We start from the raw sequence: 18,705 nt of genomic DNA on the forward strand, positions 1-18,705 counted from the left end.
TTTTACTTTTCCACAATCTTAAAACGGGCGAAACGTAAAAGCAGCTGCTTAACACCGACATTCTCAAAACGAATGGTTGCCTTAGAGTTGTCGCCATCACCCTCAACATTCAAAATTTCCCCACGACCGAAACGTTCATGTTCAATGAATTGACCTTTCTGCAAACGAATGCCGGCAGACGAAGTCGCAGAGACTGACGTTTTTCCTGAAGATGCCAAAGGTTTCAAACGGTGGGGAACGGAAGAGACGTCGGCAGAACGGCGGTTATTCCCTTGAGAAGATGAAGAAAACAAAGAAGTCTTCCGATTTGTATCAAGACGAACCTGCCCGGCATGCTCGTCTATCTTCCGTCGCAAAGCTGCATCACGCGGTAAAGCCAGATAACGGGAATCAATATCATTCAAAAAACGGCTGGGACAACCAAATTCCATCTTCCCATAACGATAGCGTGACTTGGCATAAGTCAGATAGCAGTGCTTCTTAGCTCTCGTTATGGCCACGTAGAACAAACGACGTTCCTCTTCCAGAGCCCTAGGCGAGTCACCCACCATTCCACTAGGGAAGAGATTTTCTTCCATTCCGACCACAAACACATTCATGAACTCAAGCCCTTTGGCAGAATGTACCGTCATTAAAGTTATCTTTTCACCGTCAGCATCATTCTCCGAGTCCTGGTCGGTGAGCAGAGAAACTTCGGACAAGAAATCCGCCAACAGCCAACTATTATTTCCCTCTTCGAGCCTCTGCTGACAAAAATCGTTCATACCGTTCACCAGTTCTTCGACATTCTCCTTACGACTGAGATTTTCGGGAGAACTGTCCTGACCAATCTCATTCATCATACCTGAAAGACGAATGATATCCACACCCAACTCGTAGGCATTCCGAGTGAAAGCATCGGCTATAAACCCTGTCATCAATTCGCGAAAAGCCTGCAACTTACCAACTGTACCTTTATTGAAATTCAAGCCATAGGCCAAAGGATTACCAAGCACTGTCCATAAGCTGACATGATGCTCCGTTGCCGCCACAATCAGCTTACCAACGGTCGTATCGCCTATTCCACGTGCCGGATAGTTGATAATTCGTTTAAAAGCTTCTTCATCATGTGGATTCACCGCCATACGGAAATATGCAATAGCATCTTTCACTTCCTTACGTTGATAAAAGGATAAGCCACCATAGATGCGGTAAGGCATACCTTGCTTACGCAAAGCTTCCTCAAAGATACGGCTCTGTGCATTGGTACGATAGAGAATAGCAAAATCGGAATACGGGCAGCTTTCGTCACGATGCAGTTCCCGAATTTTCTTCACCACGATATCCCCTTCTTCCACATCACTATATGCCTGAAATACGCCAATCGGCTCGCCACATTCTTTCTCAGAAAAGACCTCTTTGCGAATCTGCCTTGCATTCTTCTCTATCAAACTGTTGGCAGCACAAACAATCGTTTGGGTGGAGCGGTAATTCCGCTCCAGTTTAAATAATCTTGCCTCGGGATATATCTTATTAAAATAAAGAATATTATCAATGTCAGCACCACGGAAAGAATAAATACTCTGAGCATCATCGCCTACGACACATACATGCCGATGTTCCTTGGCCAACTGAAGTACAATGCTATGCTGAGCAAAATTGGTATCTTGATACTCATCTACTAGAATATAGCGAAACTGCGCCTGATAGCGTGCCAATACATCAGAATGATCACGAAAAAGGAGAAAAGTATAAAAAAGTAAATCGTCGAAATCCATGGCATCTGCCTGACGACAACGATTCCAGTAGCGGGAATAAATATCGCGAACAGCAGGTACACCCATGGCACAATCACATTCGTATGCCTCCCGATGGGTAGCATAGGCAGCAGGCGAAACCAGATGGTTTTTTGCATTGGAAATGCGTGCCTGTACAGTCCCTGGCCTATACACCTTTTCATCCAATTTCATCTCCTTGATGATGGAACGAATCAGGTTCTTACTGTCCGATGTATCATATATCGTAAAATGGGAAGTGAACCCCAGCAAAGAAGCTTCAGCATGAAGAATGCGCAGAAATAGCGAGTGAAATGTCCCCATCCAGAGGCGACGAGCACGTTCCTCACCCACCTGACGGGCAATACGTTCCTTCATCTCTCGGGCTGCCTTGTTCGTAAAAGTCAATGCCAATATATTCCAAGGCTGGTATCCGTTATCCAGCAAATAGGCAATCTTGTAAGTCAGTACTCTTGTTTTTCCCGACCCGGCTCCGGCGATGACCAACGAAGGCCCTTCATTATATAAAACAGCTGCCCGCTGCTCTTCATTCAGTTCATCAATGTAATTGGTTTTCATGTATGCAAAATTAAAACATTCTTTTCACATCAGAGCCTCTGAAATCCAATTTTAATTCTAACATCATAATAAAATGACTAAAACAACTAGAAAGAATACTCCAATGAACCTCTTATACAATGTATTATACCAAAAACATAGAAATACTCCAGAGGAAAAACGAATCAACTCCAGCATCTACCTAAATCAGGGAAAAACAGTAAAAACAATCTCACAGTTTATCGAATAGGCAGCATTCTAATAAACAATCACATTGATCACCAACTGATATAACGATGTCTGATTTTTGTATATACCATACTGAAAATAATGTGTAGGTATCCAAAACACTCATACGTTTCAGCTATTTTTCCGATAACTCAGTACAGCCCAAAGGTTGAAACTGCAAGCGAAAGCCAAAAGGACGGCCAACTGAGGGAGTAGATCCATAAGACCTCCACCACGCAAATAAACCGTACGCATCACCTCCACAAAGTAACGAAGAGGATTGAAATAAGTTATCCATTGTGCCCAATGCGGCATACTGTTGATGGGAGTGAAGAGACCGCTCATGAGGAGCAGAATCAACATGAAGAACCACATGACGAACATGGCCTGCTGCATCGTGGAGGAATAGTTGGAGATGACCAGCCCCAAACCTGACACCAAGGGCAGATAGACCAACGAGAAGCCGTAAATGGTAAGAAAGCTTCCGGCAGGGAGAATGTCGTAGAGCAGCCAGGCCAGCAGGAAACAGATACTGAGCACAAGGATGCCTATCAACCAGTAGGGTATCAGCTTGGCTACGATGAAGGTAAATTTCCGGACCGGGGTCACGTTGATTTGCTCGATGGTGCCAGCCTCCTTCTCGCCCACAACGTTGAGTGCCGGCAGGAAGCCGCACAACAGGGTGAGCAGCATCACCATCATGGCGGGCACCATGAACAACTTGTAGTCTAAGTTGGAGTTATACAGATTCAAAGTATTGACTTGCAGACTTGGCATGGGACTTCCCATCTGCAACGTTCTTCCTTCCTCAGCCTGTAGTTCACCCACGTAACCGCTCACGATGGAAGTCAAATAGGTGTTGCCCAAGATGCCCTTGGTGCCGTTTACAGCATTGACGACAAAGAGCAGACTGGGACTCCCCCCCTTCGTCCACTGTTTCTCGAAATCAGGCGGTATTTCCAGGATGACGTCTGCCTCACCTTTCTCCACGGCCCTCAAGGCCTGTTCGTAGGTGTCAGGCAAACCCGTGGTGCGAAAATAGGTAGAGGCCGCAATCTTGTCTGTCAGCCTGCGCGAGAGGACGCTGTGGTCATTGTCCACTATGTTCAGGCTGATGTTTTTCACTTCCAAATTAGCAGCCCATGGCAACAGCAACATGACCATGCACGGGAAAAACAAGATCAGCTTCGGCAGGAAGGAATTGCGAAGCAGCTGCTTGAACTCTTTTTCTATCAGGTAACGTATCATACAAACATTCTCTTTTACTATTATCCTACTCCATAAAAGTCAGGCCAGACGGTCCTTGAACTTCTTCAGGCTGACAGTCATCAGGACTACGGCCATCAGCCCCAACACGGCCACCTCGCGCCAGGCAAACAGTACATCCACTCCTTCAATCATCAGCTTGCGCACCACCTGGATGTACCAGCGGGCCGGTATCAGGCAGGAGATGCCCTGCAACAGCGGCGGCATACTCTCTATGGGGAAAATCATGCCCGACAACAGCATGGTGGGCATCATGAGCACCAGCCCCGATGCCAGCATGGCCGCCACCTGAGTGTGCGTCAGCGTTGAAATGAGCAGCCCCAACGACAGGGACACGAAAATGAAGAGCAACGAAACCAATACCAACATCGACAGGCTACCCGCCACAGGTACCCCAAGCACATAGACCGAAAGCAGCAGAATGGTGGTGAGATTAACGAATGAAAGTACAAAATAGGGCACAGCCTTGGCCAGGATGATGTACAAGGGACGCATGGGCGAAACCAGCAGTACCTCCATCGTGCCCATTTCCTTCTCGCGGACAATAGATATGGATGTCATCATGGCACAAATCATCATGAGTATCAACCCCATCACACCCGGCACAAAGTTATAAACGCTCTTCATCTGCGGATTATAGAGAAGCTTCATCCGTGGCACAACAGAGGGCATCCGGACACCGTCGGCCATCAACTCTTGCTGGGCTGAGGCTATGACACCCGAAGCATATCCCAGCCGAGTGGTTGCCATATTGGGATCGGTAGCATCAGCCACAAGCTGTATGCCCGACTCTCCCGTGTACAGACAATCGGAAAAACGGGGCGTGAAGACCACAGCCAAGTCAATGTCACCCCGCTTGAAAGCTTGCTCCATCTCGTCCGGCGAATGCAGGCGGGTGACGATTGTAAAATACTCACTGGCTGCCAGTCGGTCTATGATGCGGTGCGTGGCCACATCACCGGAGGGGTCAAGCACAGCGGTGCGCACATTCTTCACCTCGGTCGTGATGGCAAACCCGAAGAGAATAATCTGTACCACAGGCATACCCAGCAGTATCAGCATAGTCCGCCTGTCACGGAAGATATGATAAAATTCTTTTCTGACAAAAGCCACAAACTGTTTCATGGTCTCAACACATAAACATTCCTTATTCAGGTCCTATATTCTCTTTATCGTATCGTTGCATATCTCAAAAGCCGAAAGAAAGTGAGTGCCTCAGTCGGCCGTACGGACAGCCTGCCGGGCCAACTGCTGGAAGACATCGTCCATCGTGGCTGCGCCGTAGTGCTGTTTCAGCCGTGCCGGTGTGTCCAGCGCACGAATGACACCGTCCACCATGATGGAGATGCGGTCGCAGTATTCGGCCTCTTCCATGAAATGGGTCGTGACAAAGACAGTGATGCCCCGCCCAGCCGCCTGGTAAATCAAGTCCCAGAACTGGCGGCGGGTGGCAGGGTCTACCCCACCCGTAGGCTCGTCCAGGAACACGATGCCCGGCTCGTGGAAGATGGAAATGGAGAAGGCCAACTTCTGCTTCCAGCCCGGCGGCAGGCTCTTCACCAGCGTGTCGCGCTCGTCCTCCAGCCCCAGCTGTTGCAGCAGCGCGTCCGTCTTGCGGGCAATGTCGCTGTCGCGCATGCCGTAGATGCCGGCAAAGAGACGGATGTTTTCCCACACCTTGAGGTCCTCGTACAGAGAGAACTTCTGGCTCATGTATCCGATGTTGCGCTTCACGTCCTCGGCCTGCGTCACCACGTCGTAACCCGCCACGAGCGCCTTTCCGGCCGTTGGTTTGCTCAACCCCGTCAGCATACGCATGGCCGTGGTCTTGCCGGCGCCATTGGCACCGAGAAAGCCGAATATCTCGCCGCGGAAGACACGGAAGGAGATGTGGTCTACCGCCGTAAAGTTGCCGAAACACTTGGTCAGCCCCTCTACCTCGATGACGGCCTCTGCACCATGCTCCTCCCTGTCCGACTCCAACGCAGGGGGGCAGAAGATGTCAGCAAACCGGCGCAGAATGTCGTCCGGAGTGCCTATGCCTTGAATCTGCCCCTGGCTGATGAAGGCCATCCGGTCGCACTGGCGAGCCTCCTCCACGATGGGAGTGGACACCACGATGGTGATGCCCTGCTCGCGCAGCCGCCTCAACATGCCCCAAAACTCCTTGCGCGACACCGGGTCGACGCCCGTAGTGGGCTCGTCGAGCAGCAGCACCTCGGGTTTGTGGATGAGCGCGCAACTCAAGGCCAGTTTCTGCTTCATGCCACCGGACAGATTGCCAGCCCGCCGTTTCCTGAAAGGCTCTATCTGCCGATAGATGTCGCTCACCAGCTCGTAGTTCTCCTCGAGGGTGGTCTGGAAGACGGTGGCAAACAGGCGCAGGTTTTCCTCCACCGTCAGATCCTGATAAAGGGAGAAACGTCCGGGCATGTACCCCACCCGCCGACGTATCTCCCGATAGTCCTTCACCACGTCCAGACCCCGTATCACGGCTGTCCCGCCATCGGCCACCAGCAAGGTGGCAAGAATGCGGAAGAGGGTTGTCTTGCCGGCACCGTCGGGACCTATCAGGCCAAACAGTTCGCCGGGTGCCACCGTGAACGAAACTTCATGCAAGGCCTCCACCCGTCCGTAACTCTTACTTATGCCGTTTACTTGCAATGCACTTTCCATACAAACCGCCTCCATCCGGTATCAGAATCCGCGTTTCAGGTTTACTCCGCCATACATGCCTATCTTCAGCATCCCATCGTTTCTGACGGCAATCTTGACCGCATAGACCAAGTTGGCCCTTTCATCCTTGGTCAGGATGGTCTTGGGGGTGAATTCCGAGTTTTCGGATATCCAGGTGACAATGCCGGGATAAGTTTTCCGATTGTCTCCTCCATAGTCGGCATACACTTCCACCTCCTGTCCCAGCCTGACCTGCGACAACTGCTCGGAGGTGATATAGGCCCGCAAGTAAATCTGCTCCATGTCCGCCACCTTGAACAGAGGGCTTCCTTGAGCAGCCAGTTCGCCGGCCTCCATATACTTGGCCAGCACCGTACCGGTTATGGGAGAGCAGACGTGACACTTGCGCAGCAGGTCTTCCACCTGTGCCACCTGGATGCCCACCGAAGAACTCTGCCACGTCAAGCTACGGTCACTGTTCTGCAAAGTGGAGTTTTGTGCCTCCAGCTGCCGGTTGAGCACCTCCAGCAAAGATTCGGCATCGTCCAGTTGCTTGCGGTTGGCAGCATCTACGCGCAACAGGTTGGCTATACGGTCACGCTCCCTGCGTGCCTGCACAATCTGCTCGCGGGTGGCAGCCACCTGCTTCAAGATGTCGGGACGTTGTCCCTCTACCGACTTCACGTTAGCTTCCAGTTGCAGTTTCTTCAGGTAAAGCTGGACGGTATCAATGATTCCGACCTCCTGTCCGGCTTTCAGGCGCATTCCTTCCTCCACCTCGAAGACCATTAGCTTGCCCGAAGCCTCGGACGAAACAATGACCTCGGTAGCCTCGAAGGTACCCGTAGCATCATACTTGGCGACACCACTGCTGCACGAGGCAAGCAGATACGCGGACACACCTATCATAAAAGATTTCATTTGGTTTCTCATATCTGATGTATTAATTCATAATATTAATGTAAAACGCTGTATTCATGTATCATATCAACAAAAAGACAAACTACTGGTTTAAGGTCTGTTTCAACTGCCAAACATACATAAGCAGTTGCACCTCGTGCAGCGATTTGGTTTGCCGGGCCTGGTTTTCGGCCGTAATCTCGTCCAGCAGATCAGTGACGGTCAGGGTACCGTTTTCCACCTTGGCCTCGGCCGACCGCCGGATGTTTTCACGCAGACGGATAATCTCGTCATCAGTTTCCATCTGGCGCTTCATGGAAATCACCTCGGCATCCTGCCGCACCGCGTCGAGGCGGGTGTTGAAGAGAAACACATCGCGGTCGGTCTCCACCTGGAGGCGGCTGTTGGCTATCTTCCGCTGGTCGGTCTTCAGGGTGTACAGTCCTCCAAAGTTCCACGACATGCGTACCCCCGCCACATAGTAGGCACTGAACTTGTCTTCCAGCATATTGAGCCCCGGATTACCATAAGCACCCTGCACAAAAAGGCCGAAGCTCGGCATGAAACGCGTTTTCAAAGAAGACTGCTGCACATCCAACTGCCTGTTGCGGGCATCGAACAGCCCCAGTTCGGGCCGGTTGTTGGGATGCAAAGCTGTCACTTCTTCAGGCAACGGTCTCTGCAAAACAGTGGTCTCAGAAGGCAATTCTTTCCCGATAAAGGCAGCCAGCATATCCACGTATGCCTTTCGCGAAGTCTCCAGCTCCACCTGTTGCTGACCCGCATTCAGCCGCTCTACGCTCACGGCATCCAGATCGCTTTGGTTGGCCACTCCGTTGGCCATATAGGCGGACACCCGACGGTGGGTACGCTCCAGCTCGTCCTGTAATAGTCTGTTCAGTTCCAATCGGCTGTCCAGCATCAGGATACCGAAGAAAAGAGCATCCACACGTTCGTTCAGAGCATACATACTGACACGCTGCTGCTCCATCTCCACGTCCGAAGCAGCTTTCACCTCCCTTCGTCCCGAAGCCACCACTCCGCCGTCCCACAGCACCTGCTGTACCTCGAGAGCCACTTGGTACTGATCGCGTGGCAGGCCCTCGAACTCAACGCCTGGCAAGTCTATCGGCAATTTGGTGGCATCGCTCTGGTAGGTGGCCTTGCCGGACATCTGCAACTGTGGCCAATAATTTTTCTCCAAATTGGAAAGCTCGTACGCACGGGCTTTCTCTATCAGTCCATACTTACGTACCTGCGGATAGTTTTCGCCCGCCAGCCTGCGACACTCCTCAAGTGTCAACTGAGCATCGGCCGAAGCCCACACAATCCAAGCTGAAAACAATAATACCAACCGTTTCATAAACTGTTTTTTTTAATCCGTCGCATGATGATTTCCACATTCTCTGCCTTACGCATCTCGAAGAACTGCTCTTTGTCCATCTGGAACTCACCGAACACCTGGCTGACCAGCGGATAAGCCACAAAAACAAAAATGTTCAACGAAACGATGTCGAGCAACAACATGCGCACATCCACACTCTCCACCTCGCCCCGACGATGAAGCTCGTCCAGCTCCTGCTGGAAGTCGCTCAACATAACCTGGGTTATCCGCCGGATACGGTTGCACATCACCTGGGAACGTTCGGGGTAGGCAAACACCTCGTTGATGATGAAACGGGGCAGGTCGGGATTGGCGGCAATAAAGTCGAAGTGGCGGATGATGCCCGACCGCAGACGCTCCGGCAGAGGCAGGCCGACATCCGTAAAGGCTGCCAGCACCGACTGCTCCATCAGCCTCATCTTTTCGTCCAGCACCCGCTCAAACAGCTGCTCCTTCGTCTGGAAGTAATAGTGCAGCATGGCGTGGGTCACTCCTGCCTGGCGGGCAATGGAGGTGGTGCGCGCCCCGGCATATCCCTTGGCAAGAAATTCATTCTCGGCGGCTTTCAGGATGTCCGCCTCTTTGTTAGCAACATGTTTCCCTTTCATAGTTAACAATTTTGTTAGCGCAAATATAGAGCAAGCAAATGGAATATCCAACAATTTTGTTAATAAAATAAAGGAAAGGCCCCAAAAAGGAGGCAGGAAGGAAAAACGGAGGCGAAATACACATTTCAGCCCTCCCGTTTTGGAAAGACACACTTTATTTTGCACCTTTATCCACGGTTTGACTCAGGCAGGGGCCACGCAGGAAGCGGACACAGCATAAACCTCTGACAGTCAAAACCATAGCACTTTATTTTCATTTTCCAAGAATAAAGTGTTGCTTTAGTACGTATAAAGCACTGCTTTAGTACGCATAAAGTAATGCTTTAGTACGCATAAAGCGACGCTTTAATACGGATAAAGGAAAAATAAACCTTGAACAAGGAGAGACAACGTATGAAAAACCTAACGACATCCGAACCGCTGAAGACCTTCGACGAGCGACGGAGCGAGCTCATGCCCTACGGACTGACTTGCGAACAATGGACGCCGCACGTGATGAGACAGACCGACCGGCACAACGAGATTGAGCTGAACTACTTCCCCGAGGGAAACATGACCTACCTCATCCAGAGCGGCAAGGCGAACATCCCTGCCCGCAGGCTGGCCGTGTTTTGGGGGCTGGTTCCCCACCAGATTATCCACCACGAGGGCGACGCCCCTTACTATGTCTGCACCATCCCCTTTGCCCAATTCCTGAGCTGGCAACTGCCCGCCTCGTTTGCCGACCGAATCCTGAAAGGGGAAGTGCTGCTGGAGCCGACGGACGAATACGCCCCCTACGACCAGTTTCTGCTCGGGCGCTGGCTGAGGGACATCCACCGCCCCGCTGCGGCAGAAGTCATTCTTGCCGAGATGCACGGCCGGCTCAGAAGAATGGCAGACAACCTGATGCTTGCCAGGAACATTGCCCCGGACATTGCCCACACCAGCGAAATCAGCTCGGTGGAGCGCATTGCCATCTACATTGCCCAAAACTACCGCAACCCCATCAAGATAACGGAAGTGGCCGAAGCCGCGGGGCTTAACCCCGACTATGCCAACTCCCTGTTCAAGAAGACCTTCGGATATACGCTGAGTGAGTACATCGCCGAAGAACGGATTGCCGACGCACAGCGCAGGTTGGTTCTGACCGATGACCACATCATAGAGATTGCTTACGAATGTGGCTTCAACTCCATCAGCCGGTTCAACAGCGCCTTTCTGAAAATAAGCGGCTGCACTCCGCGGGAATACCGGCGGAGGAGCCGTAGCAAAAACAACGGAGAAAACTCCTCATTTTTCACAGAACACTGACGGGGAAAGTACATTCACTCCACGACCTGTACCACCTGCTGCAACAAGGGAGGCATCTCAAAGACGCCTTCCTTGACAGCAGTGATGCGCGCCTTACCCTCCGCCGTCAGGGCAAAGTGCATCTGTCGCTTGTCCGATTTGCCCACCAAGCGGGCTATCAGTTTCTTCTCCTCCACCGAACGGATGACCTTGGAGGCATTGGAGGCCGTAAGCCCCAATGCCTCGGCTATCTCGCCGGAAGTAAGTTTGGGCCGGTTCAGGAGCGTGCAGAGCAGCATCCCCTCATTTAGAGACAGGTTGTATGTCTGCATAAACTGCCCCTCGAATTCGGCAATGGCCCGGTAAACATCACGTATCTTGCACAATGTTTCCATACGACCTCCCGCCCCTTAGATGAACAGATTGACATTGGCCTTATCCGCACGTTCCATGTAGGTGGCTACACCACCTACTGTCACTTCGTCCAGTAGTTCCTCCTTTCGGATACCCATCATGTCCATGGACATCTGGCAGGCGATGAACTCCACGCCCTGCGCCAGGGCCTGCGAACGCAGAGACTCCAGCGAGTCCACTCCCTTGCGCTTCATCAGGAAGCGCATCATGCGGCGGCCCAGACCTCCCATGTTCATCTGCGAGAGCTTCAGTTGGAGCGAGCTGGAGGGAAGCATCATGCCGAACATTTTTCCGAACACGTCCTTCTGCACCTTGGGCTTGTGTACCTTCTTCAGCACGTTCAATCCCCAGAAGGTGAAGAAGATGGAGACCTTCTGTCCCGTGGCAGCTGCTCCGTTGGCCAGTACAAAAGTGGCCAAGGCCTTGTCCAGGTCGTCGCTGAAGAGTATCAGCGTCTTGCCCTTCCCGCCTTCGGAAGCGGCGATGGGGACACATCCCGAGCCTTTCTCTATCAGCACGGTATAGCGGCCCTTGTCCTCGTGCTTGTCCACCAGGATGTTTCCCGTAGTGGCACACCAGGCCTCTGCATCGCGGGCAAAGCCGGCATCAGTAGCCACCACTTCCACCCTTGCACCTGCCGCAATGGTGTCCATGGCCTTCTTCACCTGCATGATGGGGCCGGGGCATTGGAGGCCGCAGGCATTGACCTTCAGCGTCTCCTTCGCCTCAGTGTCCGGCTGGCGGCGGCAGGAGGCAGTCTTCTGCTGCCGGGCCTGCGGTTGTCCGTCGGGCTTAGGCACGGGAGCCAGCGCAGTGGAGTAAGTCTTATATCCTCCTATCAAGTTGCGCACGTTACGATAACCGCGCCCCATCAGGATGCGTTGGGCCAGATAGCCTCGCAGACCTACGGCGCAAAAGAGCACGACGGGACGGTCGACAGGCACTTCGGACAGACGCTCGCGCAAGTCGTCCAGCGGGATGTTGACAGCCCCCGCAATGGAGCCGAAGGCAAACTCTTCGGGTGTGCGTGTGTCTATCAGCATCACCCCTTTCTTTTCAGCCGCCAGCTCGCGCCACGTAATGGCCGGCATGGCACCGCTGATGAGATTGGAGGCTACATAACCAGCAATGGCTATCGGGTCTTTGGCGGACGAAAAGGGAGGCGCATAAGTATGCTCCGTTTCCATCAGGTCATACACAGTACCCCCCCGCTTGATGAGCCCCGCTATCTGGTCGATGCGCTTGTCCACTCCCTCATAGCCCACACACTGCGCTCCGTAGAGTTTGCCCGTCACGGGATGGAAAGTCAGCTTCAGGGTCAGCGGCAAGGCGTCGGGATAGTAGCCCGCGTGAGAAGAAGAATGGGTGACACTGCTCTTGTACTCCATGCCCCACTGTTTCAGGCGCTTGGCGGCAAGGCCCGTAGAGGCCACAGTCATGTCGAACACTTTGGCTATGGAAGTGCCGATGGCACCTTCATAGGTCTGTACATTACCCAAAGCCATGTTGTCGGCCACGATGCGTCCCTGTCTGTTGGCCGGATTGGCCAGATAGTTGAGCCAGGGCTTGCCCGTCAGCGGATGCGGATACTCCACAGCGTCGCCCACGGCGTAAATGTCCTTTACGGAAGTCTCCAGGTGTTCGTCCACCCAGATACCGCCTGTCTCGCCCAGCTTCACGCCTGCCTGTTGGGCCAGGGCGGTAGACGGCCGCACGCCGATGGACAGCAGCACCAGGTCGGCCTCTATCGTCTTCCCGCTCTTCAGAAAGACCGTGATGCCCTGCTCCGTGCGCTCAAAGCGGGTGACGCTTTCCTCCAGATAGAGCTGCACGCCCTTCTGCACCAGGTGCTGGTGGATATAGGCAGCCATGGAGAAGTCAATGGGAGCCATCACCTGGTTGCCCATCTCCACCACCGATACACCGACACCCGCATGATGCAGGTTTTCCGCCATCTCAAGCCCGATGAATCCGGCACCTACCACCACCGCACGCTTCACGCACTTGTCGGCAAGGTAGGCCTTGATGCGGTCGGTATCCTCCACATTGCGCAGGGTAAAGATGCCCTCCGAACGGATGCCCTCCAACGGCGGCACCACCGGATTGGCGCCGGGCGACAACAGCAGTTTGTCGTAAGCTTCCTCATACTCTCCACCGCCGGCCCTCCGCACCGTCACCGTCTTCTTGTCCGGCCGGATGGCCACCACTTCGTTCTCCACCCGCACATCGATGCGGAAACGCCTGCCGAAGCTCTCCGGTGTCTGCACCAGCAATTTCTCGCGTTCCTCAATAACTCCACCTATATAATAAGGTAAACCGCAATTGGCATAAGAGATGTGCTTTCCTTTCTCCAACAACAGGATTTCACCCTGCTCGTCTATCCGTCTCAAACGGGCAGCAGCTGTGGCACCTCCTGCCACACCGCCAACAATTACATATTTCATACTCATTTTCTTATTCTTACTTTCTCTATGATTTGACGATGCAAAGAAAACACATTATTTCCAATTAATAATAATTTCCAATGGAAAATAATGTTAACGATATCACATACAGCAGAAAACAATATTTACCCCACCTTTCGCCAACGACTTTACACACAAATGGCTGCCCAAAACCGAGCAGCCATTCATATAAAATCATACACAAACGAAAAACCACTAAATATGCACAAAATCAGATTAGATAGAATATCCCAATTTACTCCTGAGGCTTTTTGAAAGTGAAGACAGAAGGATCCAGAAGTTGAAGTACCAGTTTGGTCTTTGTGTACTTATTCATCAGCTTCGTGGCTTCCTTTGTCAGTTTATTCTTGTTTTCTGAAAAGTAAATCATACAGGTATAATCCGGCTTGCCGACCTCCGCCTCCAAGTAATTCTTCAGTTGGTAAGAATAAAGGTCCCTCTTGGGCAGAAAACCGTTTTTATCCAATGCCACGCTGTCCAGCACCTGAATCGGCGTATAATAGACTACAGAGTCGTTGAACGAAGCTGCCACTCCGAATGCATACACAGGCTTTTCTTTGTCCTTCTTCATTGTAAAAGCCGAACACAGCGTAAAAAGCAGTGCCACGGTCATGATTATCCGAATGTATTTCATAAGTTCTGCTAATTATTAAGTATATATCCAATCATATTCTGTCTTTACCCAAAGAATGAGACGGGGACAAAGATAACAAAAAAACCGGCTGTCCGCATCAGGGAGGCGCCGGTTTTTGATACCTTTTTGTCGGAAACTGACATTTCTTACTTATCCCAAATAAGATTTGAGCAATTTACTACGATTACTTTGTCTTAATCTTCTGATTGCTTTTTCTTTAATCTGGCGAACACGTTCACGGGTAAGTCCAAATTTGTCGCCGATTTCTTCCAAGGTCATTTCCTGTTGTCCGATTCCGAAAAACATCTGTATGATTTCTTTTTCGCGGTCGGTTAACGTAGAAAGAGCTCTGTCAATTTCCCTCGCAAGAGACTCGTTCACTAACGAGCGGTCGGCCATGGGCGAATCGTCGTTGACCAGCACGTCAAGCAGGCTGTTGTCCTCTCCTTCCACAAAAGGAGCGTCCACCGAAATATGGCGACCCGAGACCTTCAGTGTATCGGAGATTTTATCAACGGGGATTTCCAGTTCGTCTGCCAATTCTTCGGGAGAGGGACGACGTTCATTCTCCTGTTCGAACTTAGAAAAGGCTTTGCTGATTTTGTTCAGCGAACCCACCTGGTTCAACGGAAGACGCACGATACGCGACTGCTCTGCCAAAGCCTGCAGAATGGACTGGCGTATCCACCATACCGCATAGCTGATGAATTTAAAGCCACGTGTTTCATCAAATTTCTCGGCAGCCTTAATCAATCCCAAGTTTCCCTCATTAATCAAGTCGGGCAAACTCAAACCCTGGTTCTGATACTGCTTGGCTACAGATACAACGAAACGCAGATTGGCACGTGTCAGTTTCTCCAACGCCACACGGTCACCCTTGCGGATGCGCTGAGCGAGCTCCACCTCTTCCTCAACCGTAATGAGGTCCTCGCGACCGATTTCCTGCAGATACTTGTCAAGAGAAGCGCTCTCTCTGTTAGTGATACTTTTGGTAATTTTTAGTTGTCTCATTCTTTAAAACAGATTTGGATGCAAAGTTACGACAATTTATTGGGTTAGCCGCTATCTTGACGTAACTTTTTTGTAGATATTCTAAAAGAATAGTGAATGTAACGACCGTTTTCTACCCCGACGAGAAACAAAGACTGAAAACGTCAGCCGCAGACGAAACGGGAGGCGCAAATTCCTGAAGGGAAACCCTTAGACACACACACTGAAATCAGAAATCTGAAATAGATTAGAATCTGCGTCATCCGCTTTACCTGCGGCTGAAAGAATTTATTATTGTCGTCGGCCTACGGCCACCGGATTACTCCTGGCTCAAGTCAACAGCATAACTGGCGCGCTTGCCCGAAGGGAACATACCGGTAATAAACAGTACCTGTTCGGGGGTCTTGGATGCCGCCTTCATCACGGTTTCCAAGTCATCTACGGTCTTCATGGACTGTCCGTTCACCTTCAGGATAATGAAGCCCTTGCGGATGCCGGCAGCAGCCATCTTTCCGTCGGTTACGCCTGTTACTTCCAAACCATAACCCAAGTTGAGCTGGCGCTTCAATTCATCGGATACCGGCCGGAAGGCTGCGCCCAAGATATCCATATCAGCGTTCTTCACCACCTTAGTGTTACCTTGCTCGTTTTTCAGCGTCACTTCAATGGATTTTGCCTTTTTGTCACGCATTACCTTCACACTCACCTTGTCACCCGGACGATGCTTGGCCAGAGCTTCCTGCAAGTCGGCAAATTTGTGGATTTCCTTTCCGTCCAAACCGACAATCACATCATCGACCTTAATGCCCGAGCTGGCTGCAGAACTGCCTTCTACAATTTCTCTTACCCACAGTCCGTCTACGACACCGAATTTATCGCGAGCATCCTTCTTCACTTCACTCAACTTCTTTCCGCTTTCTCTTTCTATCAATTGCGTGTCGCCCGGCTCCTCAGCCAGTTCAAGCACACTGACACCCAGTTTGGCACGCTGCACGGTACCGTATTGCTTCAAATCGGCAACAACTTTCTTCATGATGCTGGTAGGAATGGCAAATCCATAACCCGTATTGGAACCTGTAGGCGAGAAAAGAGCAGCATTGATACCCACCAGTTCGCCACGTGCGTTAACCAATGCGCCACCACTGTTACCTTGATTGATGGCAGCATCTGTCTGGATATAAGATTCGATGCTTTCCTTACCCGTCATCTGCCCCATGCCCAATGAACGAGCCTTGGCACTAACGATACCGGCCGTCACCGTAGAAGTGAGGTTAAAGGGGTTACCCACGGCCAGTACCCACTCGCCAACCTTCAAGGCATCAGAGTCGCCTACAGGAATGGTGGGGAAATCATCACCTTCAATCTTGATAAGGGCCAGGTCTGTGCCTTCGTCCGTACCGATAATACGACCCTTGAACTGACGGTTGTCGTTCAGCGTGACGCTGATTTCGTCGGCACCGTCAATCACGTGGTTGTTAGTTACGATATATCCGTCTTTCGAGATGATAACGCCCGAACCAAAACCGGTGCGTTCAGGAGTCTGCACCTGACGTTTCTGAGTGCCGCCACGGCCGCCAAAGATGTCGCCAAAAAATTCATAGAAAGGATCTCTCACTTCCACTTCCTGCACCTTGGACGACTGGGTAGAGCGAATGTGAACCACGCCATGTATAGAGCTTTCGGCAGCTTGCGTCAAATCTACAGGCTGTGCATTGGCTGCGCTGAAAGCAGCCAGGTTGACTCCCGGATTGGGCACAAACATTTCATTGAACGACATGTTGGCTGAACTTTGTTCATGCTGCAACAGTTTATAGCTGGAGAATACTGCAACTCCTGAACTGAGGAGCACGATAGCCGTAGCTCCCAAGATGTTTTTTGTTGTCTGTTTCATACTCTTTTCTATCGGTTAAAGTGTTAATATTCGAGTTTCGTTTAACATTACGACGTTAAAATAACGACAAAAAACGTTCAGTTATTCCGCTTGTCATTCTTTTTTGTTCTCTTTTAACAGAGCCTATTTGGAGCTTAACAGCGGTTAACGGCCATGACTGACAAATTTGCATTTATGCACGGTTGCCGATATGTTAAATACTGACAGATAGTTAGGAAAATGGAGAATGTAGAATGAAGGTGGGTACATAAATCCATTTTCAAATATCCATTCAGACAAGAACCACACCGATGCCGGGCAAATCGGGCAGTGTAATCTTGCCCTTCACCACTTCCATGCCCTTGAAGCGGTCGTTGGCTATCAGCAGATTGCCGTCCAAATCGGCAAAGTCTACAGCGGGAGAGAGCTGTGCTGCGGCCGAGCAGGCACACGAGGTTTCGGTCATGCAGCCTACCATCACCTTCATATCCAAAGCACGGGCCAGCGTCAGCATCTTCCACGCCTCGCGCATCCCCGTACACTTCATCAGCTTGATGTTGATGCCGGAGAATACGCCCTTTAGGGCAACCACATCGGACAGGCGCTGGACGGACTCATCGGCAAATACGGGCAGCGGGCTGTGCTGGGTAATCCAGGCCAAGTCGTCCAGCCGCTCCTTGGGCATAGGTTGCTCCACCATGACAATGCCCTGCTCTTTAAGCCAGTGTATCATGTCGAGAGCATACTGCCTGTCCTGCCAACCCTGGTTGGCATCTACGGCGATGGGGAGGTCGGTCACCGAGCGGATGGCCTCAATCATCCCACGGTCGTCCTTGCCGCCCAGCTTTACCTTTAATATATTATAGAGGGCGGCACACTCGCGGGTACGTTCCTTAACCACCTGGGGCGTATCAATGCCGATGGTAAAGGTGGTGGAGGGTGCCTTTTCCTTGTTCAGCCCCCATATTTTGTACCAAGGTGCCTGCAACAGCTTTCCCACCAGGTCGTGCAGGGCAATGTCCACCGCCGCTTTTGCAGCCGTATCTCCCGGTGAGAGGCTGTCCACGTAGGTAAGGATGTCTTCACTTTGCTCAGGAAGGCTGTCACCGTCTCCACCGTCTGCCCCAGATAGGGCGGCATGGAGGCTTCGCCATAACCCGTGATGCCTTCGTACTCCACCTCCACCTGCACGTCGGGGGTAGTGGTACGCGAGTAAGTGGCTACGGTGAACACGTGGCGCAGCTTCAGTTCGTAGGGGAAGAAGCGCAGCTTCAGCTTGCCGCCTGTCCCCCCTCGGTTGATGTTGAACAGAGGAGTCTTCCCCTTCTCCTCCGCCAGCAGGGACGTAGACATCAGCCCCGTGCCGAGTGCCGCCAATGCGGCTGTCTTCAGAAAATCTCTTCGGTTTTGCATGTTTCTGTATTTTGTCATCCATACTTTCATCTCGACACTCTGCCCGACGCATTGCCGGCCATCAGGCTCTCCACTTCGTCTGCCGTAACCAGGTTGAAGTCGCCGTACACGGTGTTCTTCAACGCCGATGCAGCCAGGGCAAAGTCCAATGCCCGCTGGTCGTCAGGATAAGAAAGGAGACCATAAATCAGGCCGCCCACAAAGGCATCGCCCGTCCCTACCCTGTCCACCTCGTGCTCGATGTCGTAAATGCCCGCATGCTTCAGGCTGCCG

At 51.7% G+C, this 18,705-nt stretch carries 14 protein-coding genes and 1 pseudogene; 1 reads left to right on the forward strand and 14 read right to left on the reverse strand.

The features are described from left to right. Nucleotides 1-2 precede the first annotated feature (2 nt). From Q1Y74_RS04600 to Q1Y74_RS04630, 7 genes are all read right to left on the reverse strand, one after another. A complete protein-coding gene (locus Q1Y74_RS04600; protein WP_300812561.1) occupies nucleotides 3-2,333 on the reverse strand; it encodes an ATP-dependent helicase in 2,331 nt (776 codons plus the stop codon). 339 nt (nucleotides 2,334-2,672) lie between these two features. Continuing rightward, on the reverse strand, nucleotides 2,673-3,788 hold the full coding sequence (locus Q1Y74_RS04605) for an ABC transporter permease (protein WP_300812563.1): 1,116 nt from the start codon (nucleotides 3,786-3,788) through the stop codon (nucleotides 2,673-2,675). A 39-nt stretch (nucleotides 3,789-3,827) separates the two neighbouring features. Beyond that, entirely contained in the window at nucleotides 3,828-4,931 is a 1,104-nt protein-coding gene (locus Q1Y74_RS04610) for an ABC transporter permease (RefSeq protein WP_300812564.1), read from the reverse strand. Between the two features lie 90 nt (nucleotides 4,932-5,021). Beyond that, on the reverse strand, nucleotides 5,022-6,482 hold the full coding sequence (locus tag Q1Y74_RS04615; RefSeq protein WP_300812565.1) for an ATP-binding cassette domain-containing protein: 1,461 nt from the start codon (nucleotides 6,480-6,482) through the stop codon (nucleotides 5,022-5,024). Nucleotides 6,483-6,503: 21 nt separating this feature from the next. Further along, the gene (locus Q1Y74_RS04620) at nucleotides 6,504-7,403 is read right to left on the reverse strand and encodes an efflux RND transporter periplasmic adaptor subunit (RefSeq protein ID WP_300812566.1); all 900 of its coding nucleotides are present in this window, start codon (nucleotides 7,401-7,403) and stop codon (nucleotides 6,504-6,506) included. A gap of 82 nt (nucleotides 7,404-7,485) precedes the next feature. Then, nucleotides 7,486-8,745, reverse strand: a complete 1,260-nt coding sequence (locus tag Q1Y74_RS04625) for a TolC family protein (RefSeq protein WP_300812567.1) — start codon at nucleotides 8,743-8,745, stop codon at nucleotides 7,486-7,488. Further along, nucleotides 8,742-9,374 (reverse strand): TetR/AcrR family transcriptional regulator, encoded by a 633-nt coding sequence (locus tag Q1Y74_RS04630; RefSeq protein WP_300812568.1) that lies wholly within the window; start codon nucleotides 9,372-9,374, stop codon nucleotides 8,742-8,744. The genes Q1Y74_RS04625 and Q1Y74_RS04630 overlap by 4 nt, the downstream gene beginning before the upstream one ends. 393 nt (nucleotides 9,375-9,767) lie before the next feature. Between Q1Y74_RS04630 and Q1Y74_RS04635 the strand changes: the two genes are divergently transcribed. Next, entirely contained in the window at nucleotides 9,768-10,667 is a 900-nt protein-coding gene (locus tag Q1Y74_RS04635; protein ID WP_300812569.1) for a helix-turn-helix domain-containing protein, read from the forward strand. Nucleotides 10,668-10,681: 14 nt separating this feature from the next. Here Q1Y74_RS04635 and Q1Y74_RS04640 read toward each other — a convergent pair whose 3' ends face one another. The 7 genes and pseudogenes from Q1Y74_RS04640 to Q1Y74_RS04670 form a co-directional block, all read right to left on the reverse strand. Continuing rightward, a complete protein-coding gene (locus tag Q1Y74_RS04640) occupies nucleotides 10,682-11,041 on the reverse strand; it encodes a MarR family transcriptional regulator (RefSeq protein ID WP_300812570.1) in 360 nt (119 codons plus the stop codon). Nucleotides 11,042-11,056: 15 nt separating this feature from the next. Next, nucleotides 11,057-13,504, reverse strand: coding sequence for an FAD-dependent oxidoreductase (locus Q1Y74_RS04645; RefSeq protein WP_300812571.1), 2,448 nt, complete (start codon nucleotides 13,502-13,504; stop codon nucleotides 11,057-11,059). A 256-nt stretch (nucleotides 13,505-13,760) separates the two neighbouring features. Further along, on the reverse strand, nucleotides 13,761-14,159 hold the full coding sequence (locus tag Q1Y74_RS04650) for a hypothetical protein (protein WP_300812572.1): 399 nt from the start codon (nucleotides 14,157-14,159) through the stop codon (nucleotides 13,761-13,763). Nucleotides 14,160-14,309: 150 nt separating this feature from the next. After that, nucleotides 14,310-15,170 (reverse strand): RNA polymerase sigma factor RpoD/SigA, encoded by an 861-nt coding sequence (locus Q1Y74_RS04655; protein ID WP_002561589.1) that lies wholly within the window; start codon nucleotides 15,168-15,170, stop codon nucleotides 14,310-14,312. 298 nt (nucleotides 15,171-15,468) lie between these two features. Further along, the gene (locus tag Q1Y74_RS04660) at nucleotides 15,469-17,040 is read right to left on the reverse strand and encodes a trypsin-like peptidase domain-containing protein (RefSeq protein ID WP_300812573.1); all 1,572 of its coding nucleotides are present in this window, start codon (nucleotides 17,038-17,040) and stop codon (nucleotides 15,469-15,471) included. Nucleotides 17,041-17,311: 271 nt separating this feature from the next. Then, nucleotides 17,312-18,432, reverse strand: a pseudogene (locus Q1Y74_RS04665) (dipeptide epimerase). 26 nt (nucleotides 18,433-18,458) lie between these two features. Then, nucleotides 18,459-18,705: PfkB family carbohydrate kinase (locus tag Q1Y74_RS04670; RefSeq protein ID WP_300812574.1), on the reverse strand; the 247-nt coding region annotated here is incomplete at its 5' end.

The sequence above is a fragment of the uncultured Bacteroides sp. genome (genome assembly GCF_949298305.1).
Lineage (GTDB): Bacteria > Bacteroidota > Bacteroidia > Bacteroidales > Bacteroidaceae > Bacteroides.

Coding starts and splice junctions, on each gene's coding strand:
- Q1Y74_RS04600 (WP_300812561.1), bottom strand. CDS start 2,333: ATGAAAACCAATTACATTGATGAACTGAATGAAGAGCAGCGGGCAGCT.
- Q1Y74_RS04605 (WP_300812563.1), bottom strand. CDS start 3,788: ATGATACGTTACCTGATAGAAAAAGAGTTCAAGCAGCTGCTTCGCAAT.
- Q1Y74_RS04610 (WP_300812564.1), bottom strand. CDS start 4,931: ATGAAACAGTTTGTGGCTTTTGTCAGAAAAGAATTTTATCATATCTTC.
- Q1Y74_RS04615 (WP_300812565.1), bottom strand. CDS start 6,482: ATGGAAAGTGCATTGCAAGTAAACGGCATAAGTAAGAGTTACGGACGG.
- Q1Y74_RS04620 (WP_300812566.1), bottom strand. CDS start 7,403: ATGAAATCTTTTATGATAGGTGTGTCCGCGTATCTGCTTGCCTCGTGC.
- Q1Y74_RS04625 (WP_300812567.1), bottom strand. CDS start 8,745: ATGAAACGGTTGGTATTATTGTTTTCAGCTTGGATTGTGTGGGCTTCG.
- Q1Y74_RS04630 (WP_300812568.1), bottom strand. CDS start 9,374: ATGAAAGGGAAACATGTTGCTAACAAAGAGGCGGACATCCTGAAAGCC.
- Q1Y74_RS04635 (WP_300812569.1), top strand. CDS start 9,768: ATGAAAAACCTAACGACATCCGAACCGCTGAAGACCTTCGACGAGCGA.
- Q1Y74_RS04640 (WP_300812570.1), bottom strand. CDS start 11,041: ATGGAAACATTGTGCAAGATACGTGATGTTTACCGGGCCATTGCCGAA.
- Q1Y74_RS04645 (WP_300812571.1), bottom strand. CDS start 13,504: ATGAAATATGTAATTGTTGGCGGTGTGGCAGGAGGTGCCACAGCTGCT.
- Q1Y74_RS04650 (WP_300812572.1), bottom strand. CDS start 14,159: ATGAAATACATTCGGATAATCATGACCGTGGCACTGCTTTTTACGCTG.
- Q1Y74_RS04655 (WP_002561589.1), bottom strand. CDS start 15,170: ATGAGACAACTAAAAATTACCAAAAGTATCACTAACAGAGAGAGCGCT.
- Q1Y74_RS04660 (WP_300812573.1), bottom strand. CDS start 17,040: ATGAAACAGACAACAAAAAACATCTTGGGAGCTACGGCTATCGTGCTC.